Source organism: Streptomyces sp. NBC_00310 (assembly GCF_036208085.1).
Classification (GTDB): Bacteria; Actinomycetota; Actinomycetes; order Streptomycetales; family Streptomycetaceae; genus Streptomyces.
The window spans coordinates 1760223-1773623 of sequence record NZ_CP130714.1; the positions used below are offsets into that span (position 1 = coordinate 1760223).

Below are 13401 nucleotides of genomic sequence, written 5' to 3' on the forward strand. Positions count from 1 at the left end.
ACATCCGGGAGGACCGATGTCCGAAAAGTACCTTACGGCGCCTGCCGAGGCGGCGGCCCCACCGCGACCGCCCGGCGCGGAACGGGGCATCGAACCCGGGGGTCTTGAATGCTTGATTCAGCAGCTCTAGCCTCTTTCGATGGCTTCAATCACCCCTCGCCTCCCACGCCCCGAACGCCCCCACAGACCCCCCACATCCCCCACGACCCGCAGGCCCAGGAAAGCCCGGCGTCTGCGCTGGGCCCTGTTGCTGGCCCTGAGCCTGAGCCTCCCCTCCCTGCCCTCGGCCGCCGCCGCGCCGTCCGCCGCGAAGCCCCCGCCGGTCCCCGAGGTGTGGCCGACGCCCCGGCACATCGAGGGCGGCGAGCGTCAACTCGCCGTTCCCGGCCGGGTGGTGGAGGTTGTCGGGCCGGACACCGACCCCGCCGCCCGCCGGGTCGTCGAGGCCGCGCTGCGGGCGGCCGGGGCCGACCGGATCGTCACCGTCCCGGCCGGTGAACGCCCGCCCGCCGCCGGACTCACCGTCTATGTCGGCGGCCCCGGCGAAAACCCGGCGACCGAGGGCGCGTTGCGGCGGCTGGGCGTCAAGTCCCCGGCCGGGCTGCCCGCGGAGGGGTACGTCCTGGCCTCCGGCCGCCACGCGGGGCGCGCCCTGCTCGCTCTCTCCGGCACCGACACCACCGGCACCTTCTACGCCGCCCAGACCCTCCGCCAGCTCCTCACCCGCAAGCGCCTGCCCGAGGTCACGGTCCGCGACTGGCCCACGGCCAAGCTGCGCGGCGTCATCGAGGGCTTCTACGGCACCCCGTGGACCCACGCCGAGCGGCTGCGCCAACTCGACTTCTACGGCCGCACCAAGCAGAACGTGTACGTCTACTCCCCCAAGGACGACCCCTACCTCCGGGAACGCTGGCGCGACGCGTACCCGGCCGCCCAGCTGGGCCGGTTGCGCGAGCTCGTCGACCGGGCAGCCGCCCACCACGTCCGCTTCACCTACGCCCTCTCCCCCGGCCTGTCGGTGTGCTACTCCTCGGCCGACGACGTCACGGCGCTGGTCCGCAAGTTCGCCTCGCTGTACGACATCGGCGTGCGCTCCTTCGCGATCCCGCTGGACGACATCAGCTACACGAAGTGGAACTGCGCGGCGGACGAGGAGAAGTTCGGCAGCGGGGGCGGGGCCGCCGGTGCCGCCCAGGCCCAGTTGCTGAACCGGGTGTGGGAGGAGTTCTCCGCCGGGCGCACCGGGCTCCAACCGCTGGAGATGGTCCCCACCGAGTACTCCGACCTCGCCGACACCCCGTACAAGAAGGCGCTGCGCGAGCGGCTGGACCCGGACGTGGTCGTCGAGTGGACCGGCGTCGGCGTGATCGCGCCGACCATCACCGCCGCGCAGCTGCGGCAGGCGCGGGAGGTCTACGGGCACCCGATCCTGGTCTGGGACAACTACCCGGTCAACGACTACGTCACCAGCCGTCTCCTCCTCGGCCCCTACACCGGCAGGGAGGCGGACGTGGCCCGTGAGTCCGTCGGCGTCACCGCCAACCCGATGGTGCAGGCCGAGGCGAGCAAGCTCGCCCTGTTCACGTCGGCGGCCTATCTGTGGAACGCGGACGCGTACGACCCCAGGGCGGCCTTCCTCGCCTCCGTCCGGGATCTGGCGGGGCCTGGCGCCGCCAAGTGGCTGCGGATCTTCGCCGAGAACAGCTACTCCTCCCAGCTGGACGCCACCGAGTCCCCGACGCTGACCAAGCTCGTCGCCGACTTCCGCGAGGCGTACGAGGAGGACAGCGGTCTCGACCGGGCGGCGGCCGCGCTGCGGTCCTACTTCACCGACATGGCGGCCACACCCTCGAAGTTGCGCGGCCGCCTCGCCAACCCCGGTTTCCTGAAGGAGACTTCGCCCTGGCTCGACAAGCTCGGCTCGTACGGCGGCGCCGGACTGACCGCCGTGGATCTGCTGCTGGCAGGCAAGCGGGGTGACGCCGAGGCAGTGTCGACGTACTGGAACCGGCTGCGGAGCGAGCGCAAGGCGCTGGACGCGGTCCCGCAGCAGGTGTCGCCCGGGGTGATGGACCAGTTCCTGTACAGCGCGATGCTCCAGCACGCCCCCGACCCCGGCGTCGACGCCTCCTTCGCCCCGGGGTCGCTCTCCTTGAAACCCGGGGCCTCCGGCACGGCGACCCTCCGTTTCTCCTCCTCCGCCGAGGCACGGACGGTGACCTGGAAACTCGACGTGCCGGACGGTGTCACCGCCTCCCCCGCCGAGGGAACCGTGACCGTCCCCGCCGGGGGCAGCGCCTCGGCCACCGTCACCGTGACCGGTGTCGCCGAGGGCGTCCACTCCGTCGTGGTGTCCGGCTCGGGCGTCCTCGACCGGGCGATCCCGGTCCGGGTCACCGACGGGGACGGCACGCCGCGCGCCCTGACGGCCAACTTCAGTGGCGCGTCGGTCAGTTCGATCGACCTGTCGTCCGGCAAGAGCACGGACATCGCCGTCGGGAACAACCCCGGTGACGTGGTCGTGAGCGCCGACGGCCGTACCGCCTACGCCGCGAACCAGGGCTCCGACTCGGTCAGTGTCATCGACGTGGCGCGCGGCACGGTCACCGGCACGGTCGCGGTGGGCCGCGTCCCCGCCGGGCTCGCGGTCACACCGGACGGCGGCACCCTGTGGGTCGCCAACTACACGGACGGCACGGTCCAGCCCGTGGACACAGGCACACTCAAGGCCGGTGCGACCGTCACGGTCGGGTCGGGGCCGGAGAACATGGCGATCACCCCCGACGGCCGGACGTTGTACGTGGCGAACATCCACGACAACACCGTCACGCCGGTCGACCTCGACACCCGGAAGGCAGGGGCGGCGATCCCCGTCGGCCCCCGCCCGTTCAACGTCGTCGCCGCACCGGACGGGAAGCGGGTGTACGTGTCCAACTCCGGTGGTTCGACCGTGACTCCGATCGACACGGCGACGAACGACACCGAGCCGACACTCCTGGTCTCCGGCCAGGCGTACGGCCTCGGCCTGTCGCCGGACGGGCGGACTCTGTGGGTGAGCCCCAGCACCGGGGACCACGTCACGCCCGTCGACACGGTGACCGGCGCCCCCGGCGCGAAGGTCACCGTCGGCAGGTCCGCCTTCGATGTCGGCCTGGACTGGGACGGCGGCACGGCCTACGTCACCACGGCCGACGGCAACAGGCTGGTGCCCGTCGACACGGCGTCCGGCACCGCCGGGGCACCGCTGACGACCGGCGCCTATCCGCTGGCGGTCGCGCTGACGCCCGTACCGGTGCCGTAGGGAATCCGGGGGTGATCAACTGGCGGTACGCCGGATCCGTCCGGCGTACCGCTTCTCCAGCTCCAGGTTGCCCTCGAAACCGCCGGGCACGTTGGCGGAGACATAGACCGGAGGGCGGTCACCGGAGGCGAGGAGCTGGGCGGCCGCCTCGGCGACCGTCATCTGCACGAGCATGACGCCGGTCAGGGTGGACAGCGCGCACACGGCACCGCCGGTCGGCAGCTCCAGCAGCGCGTCGCCGCGCGGGGCGGCGTTGTCGAGGACCACGTCGGCGAGGTCGGCGAGCTTCTTGCCGCTGGGGTGGGTGGCGGCCACGGAGTGGGTGTGGGCGAGGGAGGTGAGGGCGAGGAGGCGGTGGCCGCGTTCCTTGGCGTGCAGGGCCATCTCGACGATGACGTTGTTGACACCGGAGTTGGAGACGACGACGAAGAGGTCCTGGGGGCGGGGGTCGGCCAGCTCGTAGAGGCGGACCGCTATGCCGGGCTCGCGTTCGAGGAGCGGGTCGTCGAGGCCGCTGGGGTGGTCGCCGCCGAAGAGGACGAGGTCGGCCATCTGGATCCGGTTGGTGGGCACGAAGCCGCCCGCGCGGCCGGCGAGTTCGAGGACCAGGGCCTGGGAGTGGCCGGTGCCGAAGGCCTGGACGACGCCGTCCTCGCGGACACAGTCGGCGATCAGCGCCGCGGCGGCGCTCACGTCGGCGCGCGCGGACCCGGTGAGACGGTTCAGGACGGCCAGGCCCTCGCGCGCGAAGCGGTCGGCGCTCACCGGCTCGGTCACGGACGCGTTGGCGGACTCGACGGACACCTGAGACTCCCCACTGGTGGATTGAACCACCCCATACACACCTATCAGTGAATCACTGAATCACAGGCTCGGCATCGAGGGCAATGGCGCAGTTCACCCCCGAGTGCGGCAGCAAAGTCCGGTCCTGGTATTCAGCCATCGGGTCAACGGGTGGCTGATACCTTCTCTGCATGCCCTCGACCGATGTCACCACCCTGATCCGCACCGAGTTGCCCCGGCTGGCCGGCTCCCTGCGGAAGGTCGGCGAGCTGATCCTGGAGGATCCCGCCGCCGTCACGCACTGCTCGGCCGCGGAGCTGGGCCGCCGCACCGGCACCTCCCAGGCCACGGTCACCCGGTTCTGCCGGGCCATCGGCCTCGACTCCTACCAGCACCTGCTGATCGAGCTGGCCCAGGAACGGGGCCGGGGTGAGTCCTCCGAGTGGGGCAGCGCCGAGATCGGCCCGGACATCTCCCCCGACGACAGCCTGGAGCGGGTCGTCCAGGTCGTCGGCACCGCCGATCTGCGGGCCGTCCAGCAGACCATCGACCGGATCGACCTGGACTCCGTCGAGCGCGCGGCCCAGGCCGTGGCCCGCGCCCGGCGCGTCGACGTGTACGGCGTCGGCGGCAGCGGCGCGGTCGCGCAGGAGACGGAGACCCGGCTGTTCCGCATCGGCTGCGCGGTGCGCGGCTGGACCGAGGTGCACGCGGCCACCACCTCGGCCGCCCTGCTCACCCCGGCGGACGTGGCGATCGGCATCTCCCACTCCGGCGCCACCCGCGAGACGATCGAGCCGTTCGAGCTGGCCAAGGACCGTGGCGCCACCACCGTCGCCCTGACCGCCGACCCGCGCTCACCGCTGGCCCGCGCCGCCGACATCCGGCTCATCTCCTCCTCCTCGGAGACCAGCTTCCGCACCGGCAGCATCGGCGCCCGCCACTCCGTGCTGATGCTGATCGACTGCCTCTACGTCCGCGTCGGCCAGCTCTCCTACCAGCGGGCGAGCGCCTCCCTGGCGCTGACCGACCACATCGCCGGCGCACACGCCGTGAAGTCCCGGCGGAGCCGCTGACCGGGCCTCGGTTGCCCCTTCGGGCCGACCGACTACGCATGGATGAATCAACCAATATTCCGATGCATGGTTGATTGAACCATCCCGCGCTGCCAGGATGGGGCTCCGCCGAGCACTCGTAGGAGCCTCATGCGCGTCATCTCTGTCGAGTCGACCGAGCTTTTCGTCGGGACGGAGGACCAGCCGCACCAGGTGGTCGCCGTCGAGGTCGAGCACGACCCGGGCCGGCCGGTCCGGCTGTGTGCGGAGGGGCCGGGCGTGCGGGGCGTCGGGGAGACCGCCGTCACCGTCGGCGAGGACGGGACCGTACGCGCCGAGATACCCGTGGCCGTCGACGGCCTCGTTCCCGGTGACCGCCGCGAGATCACCGTCACGGCCGCCGACGGGGACCGGGTCGTCCGGCACAGCGCCGGGTTCACGGTCGCCGAGCCCGGCTGGACCATGTTCATGGTCAGCCACTTCCACTACGACCCCGTCTGGTGGAACACCCAGGCCGCCTACACCGAGACCTGGGACGTGGCCGACGACCCGGCCGTCACGGGCCTGCCCGCCCGGACCTTCGACTCGCGCGGGCAGAGCGGGATGAGCCTGGTGCGGGCCCACTGCGATCTGGCCCGGCGCGACCCGGCGTACACCTTCGTGCTCGCCGAGGTCGACTACCTCAAGCCCTACTGGGACGCCTTCCCCGAGGAGCGGGCCTTCCTGCGGCAGCTGATCCGCACCGGCCGGGTCGAGATCATGGGCGGCACCTACAACGAGCCCAACACCAACCTCACCGGCGCCGAGGCGACCGTACGCAACGCGCTGTACGGCGACGGCTTCCAGCGCGGGATCATCGGGGCCGCGCCGGAGACCGCCTGGCAGCTGGACGCGTTCGGGCACGACCCGCAGTTCCCTGGGCTGATGGCGGACGCCGGAGTCACGTCGAGCTCGTGGGCGCGCGGCCCGTTCCACCAGTGGGGGCCGACCCTGTCGGTGTTCGGCGAGGAGCCGCGTGACCCGCAACGGATGCAGTTCCCGGCGGAGTTCAGCTGGATCGCCCCCTCCGGGCGCGGGCTGCTGACCGCGTACATGGTCAACCACTACGGCGCCGGCTGGGCCATCGACAACGCCCCCACCCTGCCCGAGGCGGAGGCCGCCGCGCTCAAGCTCTTCCGGGGGCTGAAGAAGGTCGCGCTCACCCGCAACGTCCTGCTGCCGGTCGGCGGCGACTACGCCCCGCCGTGCCGCTGGGTGATGGGCATCCACCGCGACTGGAACGAGCGGTACGTCTGGCCCCGGTTCGTCAGCGGCATCCCCCGGGACTTCTTCGCCGCCGTACGGGCCGAGCTGGAGCGGGAGGGGCGCACGGCGTCCCCGCAGACCCGGGACATGAACCCGGTCTACACCGGCAAGGACGTCTCCTACATCGACACCAAACAGGCCCAGCGGTACGGCGAGGCGCTGCTCGCCGACGCCGAGGCCTGGGCGACCCTCGCCTCCCTCACCACCGGGCACCCCTACCCGGACGCGGCCCTCGACAAGGCCTGGCGGCAGCTGATCTACGGCGCCCACCACGACGCCATCACCGGCTCCGAGTCGGACCAGGTGTACATCGACCTGCTCACCGGCTGGCGGGAGCTGTACGACCTCGCGGAGACCGTGCACGCCGACGCCACCCAGGCGCTCGCCGACCGGGTCGTGCCGCTGCCGGGCGACGGCACCGACCTGGTCGTCTTCAACTCCGCGACCTGGCAGCGGAGGGACGTGCTGAGCGTCGCCGACCCCGGCCGGGTCCCGCTCGACCACACGGGGCTGCCGCTGCCGGCCGTGCGCGAGGACGGCGAACTGAAGGTCGTCGTGCCGGAGGTGCCCGGCATGGGCCTCAAGGCGTTCGCCCTCGCGGAGGGTTCGGTGGCCGGCTGGACGGCCGGCGAGGGCACGACGATCCGCAACGAGTTCTACGAGGTCACCGTCGACCCCGCGCGCGGCGGCGGCGTCAGCAGTCTGCGCGCGCTCACCGAAGCCGGGGCCGACGGCGAGGACGGCCGGGAGCTGCTGCGCGCCGGGGACATCGGCAACGAGCTGGTGGTGCAGGAGGAGTACCCGAGGCACCCGCGCTTCGGCGAGGGCCCCTGGCACCTCACCCCGACCGGCACCACCGCCGCCCGCAGCCGGGACGTGACGGCTGACATCGATGTCGAGCACTCGTCGGCCGGCTCCCGCCTCACCGTCCGCGCCGACCTGGGCCTTTTCCGCTACACCCAGCGGCTCACGCTCTGGGCCGGCGTCGACCGGCTGGACGTGACGACGACCCTCGACGGCTACGACGGCGCCGACCGGCTGATCCGGGTCCGCTGGCCCTCGGACGTGCGCGGCGGGCTGCCGGTGCACGAGGTCGCGGACGCGGTGATCGGGCGTGGCTTCGGGTTCGTGGAGGTGGACAGTGAGCGGTTCCCGTGGACGCTGGACAACCCCGCCAACACCTGGTTCGGGCTGGGCTCCACCGCCCGGGTCGCCGTCCACGACGACACCGGCGCGCTCCTGGGCCACCGGTCGGTCGGCGTCGCCGAGCTGATCTTCAGCGACTGGGACACCGCCGGTGAACTGGGCACCCCGCTCGCGGCGGCCCTGGTGCGCACGGGCGTCACGGCCACCTCGACGATCGCGGGCGGCCCCCGCTACGGCGATCTGGAGGTCGACTCCAACCTGCCCGACATCCGTATCGCCGTCGGCGGCCCGGAGCGCAACTCCCTGGTCGCCGAGGCCCTCGGCTGGGACCCGGCCGCCGCCCGCGAACTGCGCCGCCAACTGGCCCGGGACGGCCTGGCATCGGTGTGGGTGGCTCCCCGCGCCTCCCTGCGCGAGGAGTGGGTGCCCGGCGCCGACCTGCGCGACCTGGAGCGACTGCCGCTGCTCGTGGTGGCGGGCGCCCGCCCCGAGGACGACGCGAAGGCCGTCGACGCGCTCGTCGCCGACCTGGACGACGCGACCGTACGGGCCACCGCGGCCGGCGGTGGCGAGGCGCTGCCGCCGGGCGACGCCTGGGACGGGCGGGGCTTCGCGATCCTCAACCGGGGCACCCCGGGGTGCGTCGTCACCTCCTCCGGCGATCTCCACATGTCCTTGATGCGCTCCTGCACCGGCTGGCCCTCCGGTATCTGGGTCGACCCGCCCCGCCGCACCGCCCCCGACGGCTCCGGCTTCCAACTGCAACGCTGGTCCCACACCTTCGAGTACGCGGTCGTCGCGGGCGAGGGCGACTGGCGCGACCTGAGCTGGCCGCGCGAGGGGCACGCCTTCAACCATCCGCTGACGGCGCGGCTGCGGGAGCCCGACCATCCACTCACCGCACGGCTGCGGGAGCCCGCCGGGGCACCGGCCGGCCTGCCGAGGTCCGCGGCCCTGCTGGCGCTGGAGCCCGAGGGCAGGGTGGTGCTGGACGCGTTGAAGCCGGCCGGGTCGCCGCTGGCTCGGGGCGGTACCGCGCCCACGGACCCGGCGCGCGGGGTCGTCGTACGGGCGCACGAGGTGGACGGACGGCCGGTGCGGGCGCGGGTGACGGGTCCGTCGGCGTGGGCCGGAGGGAGCCGGGCCGACGTCCTGGAGCGGCCCGGTGAGGCCCTGACCCCCGGCACGGACGGGGCGCTGGAGCTGGACCTGACGGGGTTCGAGGTGGCCACCGTGCTGGCCTCGCCGGTGGACGGCCGCCGGATCGAGGGCCCCGGTGTCGCCGCGCACGAACCCGCGCAGCCCGTGCACACCCGGTACTGGCTGCACAACTCCGGCCCCGCGCCCCGGGGGAACATGCCCGTGGCCGTCTACCTCTCGCCGGCCGCGCTGACCGCCGACGGCCCGGTCACCGCGACGGTACGCATCTCCTCCGAGCTGACCGACGCGCCGGTGTCCGGCACGGTGGCCCTGGAGGTCCCACCCGGCTGGCGTGCCGAGCCCGCCGAACTGGCCTACGCGCTCGGTCCCGGCGGCTTCTCGCTCACGGAGGTCACCGTGGCACCGCCGCCGGACCCGGTGCCCGGCCGTTACCCGCTCGCCGCGCGGCTGGCGTACGGCGGGCAGACGTTCGAGGACGTGGTCGCCCTGGACGTGCCCGGCGAGGCGGCGGAGGGCGAGCCCGACGGGCGGACCGGGCCGAGTGTCGTGCTGGAGCTGGGCGTCGACCGGGTCGAGGTGCGCCGGGGCGAGCGGGTGCGCGTGCCGGTGCGTGTGCGGAACACGACCCGGGGCCCGGTGAGCGGAACGCTGTGGGCGCTGTCGCCCTGGGGCACCTGGGCGGGCGTCGAGCCGGGCCTCCAGGGGTTCGCCCTGGCCCCCGGGGAGAGCGCGGACCGCGTCGTCGAGGTGGACGGCTCGGCGGTGCCCCCGGGGTCGTACTGGCTGATGGCGAAGGCCGGCTGGCACGGCTGCGTGGCCTACACGGAGGCGGTCGTACTGGAGGTGACGCCATGAGCGGGCACCCGGCGCACGGCGACCGCACGGTACCGGGCGACCACGCCCCGCCGCACAGGCACCCGGCGCACAGCATGCACGCCGAGCCGGGAGGACGCCCCGCACCGGCCGGACACGCGGAGCCGGACGAGTACGCGGGAGACAGCGGCCACGTGGCGCCCGGCAGCCATGCCCCGCCGCACGGGCACCCGGTTCCGAGCCCGCACGCGGCGCTCGTGGGCGGTGAGACCGTCCCCCGGGAACGGGTCGACGCCGTACTGGACGCCGTGCCCGCCCGGGACCGGGAGGCACGGCCGGAGGGGCAGGCGCGAGCGGAGCGGCAGCGGCGGCGATGGGCGACGCAGGTCGTCGTCGCGGACGAGCTGGCCCGGCGGGCGTGTGCCGCGCGGGGGCTCGCGCCACCGGCCGAGCCCGCGCGGGGGCTCGCGGTGTCCGGGACCGAGGTCGCCGACCTCGGCAGCATCATCGCGGTGGCGCTCGCCCACTCCCCCGCCGCGCGCACCCTGCTGTCGGCTCTGGAGGCCGAGCAGAGGGTGCCGGAGAAGGCAGTACGGGGCTACTACGACCGCAATCCGGACCGTTTCCTCACCTCGGAGGCGCTGCGGCGCGGGGTCGACCCGTACGGCGGGGCGGGACCGGGCGACTTCCTGCCGTACGACGAGGTCCACGACGACGTCGTGCGGGAGCTGCGGCGGGCGATGGGGCGGCAGGCGTTCTTCGACTGGCTGGACCGGGCCCGCGCCGACGTGGAGTACACGCCGGGGCACGAGCACCCGGGCGACCCGTCGCACCCCGACCACGAACACCGCCACTGAAACCCGCGGCCGACGACCCACCGACGACTCACCGACGGCTCGGAACCTAAAAGCAACACGGCTAGTAGGACTCCGTTAGGTCTGTCTCGCGGTGCTGTTTGGGGGCATGGTGGGTGTGTGGATGCACATGAAGTGAACCGTGCCCGGGCGAAGTTGGCGTTGTTCGTGGCCGATGTGTTCGCGTCGGTGCCGCGCAAGGATCAGCGGGCCAAGAGTGACTGCTATCTGCGGGGACTGATGGTGGACGGTCGCCGCAAGTCCATCCAGGCCATGGCCTCGCGGCTGCCGGACGGCAACGAGCAGAACCTGCAGCAGTTCGTGAACCAGTCGACCTGGGATCCCGTGCCGGTGCGGCGGCGGATCGCGGAACGGATGGTGCCGAGAATCGGCCCGGATGCCTGGGCGGTCGACGATGTGTCGTTTCCCAAGGACGGGAAGATGTCGGTCGCTGTCGCTCACCAGTACTGCGGGGCTTTGGGCAAGCAGGCCAACTGTCAGGTCGCGGTCAGCGTGCACGCGGTCTCCGACACCGCGTCCTGTCCGCTGCAGTGGCGCCTGTTCGTGCCCCGGGAGTGGGCGGATGATCCGGTCCGCCGACGCAGGACGGGGGTTCCTGAGGAGGTCGGGCACCGGGAGAAGTGGCGCCTGGCCCTGGACGTCTTCGACGAGCTGGCCGGGTGGGGGCTGGTGCCGCCGGCGGTGGTGGCCGACGCCGGCTACGGGCAGAACGCCGACTTCCGCGACGGGCTGGAACGTCGGAACATCGGCTACGTGGTGGCGATCCGCTCGGACGTGACCGTCCACCCGCACGATGCGGTGCCCGCTGCCCCGCCCTGGTCCGGCAACGGCCGCAAGCCTCAGCCCCGCTACCGCGACAAGCCGTCCCCGGTGGCCGCGCTCGCGGCGGACCAGGGGCGGCAGGCCTTCACCGAGGTGACCTGGCGTGAAGGCTCACGCGGGCCGATGCGCTCGCGCTTTCTGGCGCTGCGCGTGCGGCCGGCCGGTGTCCGGTCCCGCCGCCTTGCCCAGGCCGCCGCCACCGCGCAGGAGGGTTTGTGGGACGGTGTCCTGCCCGACGTCACGCTGCTGGTCGAATGGCCCGAAGGCGCCGAAGCACCCACCGATTACTGGCTGTCGAACCTGCCGGCCGACACCCCGCACGCTGAACTGGTCCGCCTGGCCAAGATCCGCTGGCGCATAGAACACGACTACCGGGAACTCAAACACGGCCTCGGCCTGGACCACTTCGAAGGACGTTCCTGGACCGGCTGGCACCACCACGTCACCCTGGTCACCGCCGCCCACGCGTTCCTCACCGAACAGCGCCTGGCCCCAAAAGCCGATACAGCGGACTCACCCTCTACCAGATCCTCGACACCATCCAGGACCTGCTGAACTGCTGGACCGGCACCTGCACCACCTGCCACCGCCCCCTGCCCAGAACATCCACCACCAGCCAGAACCCAAGAGCCAGAGCAACTTAACGGAGTCCTACTAGGCATTGACCTCCGATGAATTCTGGTCCACCTTTTCATCAATCGGAGTCCAAGTTGGTGATTTGAACCAGCAGCGTGACCCAGCAGCTGACTGATCGCAGGAGGCAACATGCGCGCGAGAAGACTGACCGGATGCGTGGCGGGCGTCATCGCCCTCACCCTGACCGCCGCCGGCTGCGGCCTGTCGGGCGGGGGCTCCGACAGCGGGGACGCCACGGCCGGCGGCTGCAAGGTCGACGAGGGCAACGTCGGTTCCGGGAAGCTCACCGGCGACGTCAAGGGGACGATCACCTTCCAGACGACCAACCTGAAGAAAGACTTCGGCGGCTACTTCAACGGCGTCATCAAGGCCTTCGAGAAGGCCCACCCCGACACCACCGTGAAGTGGGTCGACGACCCGGGCGACGCCACGTTCACCCAGCGCCTGGTCGCGGACGCGCAGGGCTGCACGCTGCCGGACGTGGTGAACATCAACGTCAACACGGCGATCGCGCTCACCAAGAACGGCTACCTGCTCGACCTGGACAAGAAGGCGCCGGACGCGGGCGAGCCATTCGTGCCCAACCTGTGGAAGTCGAGCAGGTACGCGGACTCCTCCGGCGCCAAGGTGCACAGCGTGCTGCCCTGGTACTCCGGCGGCATCGTGCAGACCTTCAACACCGACCTGATGACGAAGGCGGGCCTGGATCCGGCCAAACCTCCGACGACCGTGCTCGGTCTGTTCGAGGACGCCCAGAAGGTGGCCGAGGCCTCGGACGGCAAGTACTACGCCTTCCTCGCCAACCCGCAGCTGCGCATCCCGGCCGACTGGCAGCAGATGGACATCGGGATCCTGTCGTCCGACGGCAAGAAGTTCACCTTCGCCGACGACCCGAAGACCACGCAGTGGGTCGAGGCCATGACGAAGCTCTACAAGGCCGGCGGCATGCCGAGGGACTCGCTCTCCTCCACCCAGGACCCGGCCAACGTCTACGGTCAGGGCAAGCTGGTCTACGGCCCGACGAACCCCAACTTCCTGCGCTTCATCCAGCAGAACAACCCGAGCGTCTACAAGAAGACCGGGGTCGCCCGCTTCATGCTGGACGACCTGGGCCACACCGTCGGCGCCCCGCAGTACGTGGGTGTCGCGTCCACGAGCAAGAACGCGGCGACCGCGCTGTCCTTCGCACGGTTCCTGACCAACGCGGAGAACCAGTTGGAGTGGGCGAAGGACCCGAACGTCGTCATCTTCCCCTCCACCACGGCCTCCCTGGACGACCCGTTCTTCCAGTCGGTCAAGGGCGACGACCCGTTCGCCGAGGCCCGCAAGATCGTCGCGAGTGACCGCAAGACCTCCACCGCCGACGAGATCGCCCTCACCCCCGGCGAGTTGAACGCCATCACGGCCCAGATCCAGCTGGCCATGCAGGGCAAGAAGAGTGCCCAGGACGCCCTCGACGAGGCCCAGAAGAAGGCCAACGAGCTGATCGAGCAGGGCAGTTGAG

General features: G+C 72.1%; 7 protein-coding genes. 6 read left to right on the forward strand and 1 reads right to left on the reverse strand.

Annotated features, from left to right (window positions below):
- The first annotated feature begins 139 nt into the window (after positions 1-139).
- The gene (locus OG202_RS07740) at positions 140-3301 is read left to right on the forward strand and encodes a beta-N-acetylglucosaminidase domain-containing protein (protein ID WP_328222541.1); all 3162 of its coding nucleotides are present in this window, start codon (positions 140-142) and stop codon (positions 3299-3301) included.
- Between the two features lie 15 nt (positions 3302-3316).
- Here the strand turns inward: OG202_RS07740 and OG202_RS07745 are convergent, their stop codons facing one another.
- A complete protein-coding gene (locus OG202_RS07745; protein ID WP_328222542.1) occupies positions 3317-4105 on the reverse strand; it encodes an SIS domain-containing protein in 789 nt (262 codons plus the stop codon).
- 170 nt (positions 4106-4275) lie between these two features.
- Here OG202_RS07745 and OG202_RS07750 point away from each other — a divergent pair, with 170 nt between their 5' ends.
- The 5 genes from OG202_RS07750 to OG202_RS07770 all read left to right on the forward strand — a co-directional run bounded on the left by OG202_RS07750 (position 4276) and on the right by OG202_RS07770 (position 13400).
- Positions 4276-5160, forward strand: coding sequence for a MurR/RpiR family transcriptional regulator (locus OG202_RS07750; protein WP_326584425.1), 885 nt, complete (start codon positions 4276-4278; stop codon positions 5158-5160).
- Positions 5161-5289: 129 nt separating this feature from the next.
- Entirely contained in the window at positions 5290-9606 is a 4317-nt protein-coding gene (locus tag OG202_RS07755) for an NEW3 domain-containing protein (RefSeq protein WP_328222544.1), read from the forward strand.
- A 74-nt stretch (positions 9607-9680) separates the two neighbouring features.
- Complete coding sequence (locus OG202_RS07760) at positions 9681-10421, forward strand: peptidyl-prolyl cis-trans isomerase (protein ID WP_405961830.1); 741 nt, start codon at positions 9681-9683, stop codon at positions 10419-10421.
- A gap of 117 nt (positions 10422-10538) precedes the next feature.
- The gene (locus tag OG202_RS07765; protein ID WP_327728809.1) at positions 10539-11816 is read left to right on the forward strand and encodes an IS701 family transposase; all 1278 of its coding nucleotides are present in this window, start codon (positions 10539-10541) and stop codon (positions 11814-11816) included.
- 210 nt (positions 11817-12026) lie between these two features.
- Positions 12027-13400: an extracellular solute-binding protein gene (locus tag OG202_RS07770; RefSeq protein ID WP_327730824.1), complete on the forward strand. Its 1374-nt coding sequence runs from the start codon at positions 12027-12029 to the stop codon at positions 13398-13400.
- Position 13401 lies beyond the last annotated feature (1 nt).

Coding starts and splice junctions, on each gene's coding strand:
- OG202_RS07740 (WP_328222541.1), top strand. CDS start 140: ATGGCTTCAATCACCCCTCGCCTCCCACGCCCCGAACGCCCCCACAGA.
- OG202_RS07750 (WP_326584425.1), top strand. CDS start 4,276: ATGCCCTCGACCGATGTCACCACCCTGATCCGCACCGAGTTGCCCCGG.
- OG202_RS07755 (WP_328222544.1), top strand. CDS start 5,290: ATGCGCGTCATCTCTGTCGAGTCGACCGAGCTTTTCGTCGGGACGGAG.
- OG202_RS07760 (WP_405961830.1), top strand. CDS start 9,681: ATGCACGCCGAGCCGGGAGGACGCCCCGCACCGGCCGGACACGCGGAG.
- OG202_RS07770 (WP_327730824.1), top strand. CDS start 12,027: ATGCGCGCGAGAAGACTGACCGGATGCGTGGCGGGCGTCATCGCCCTC.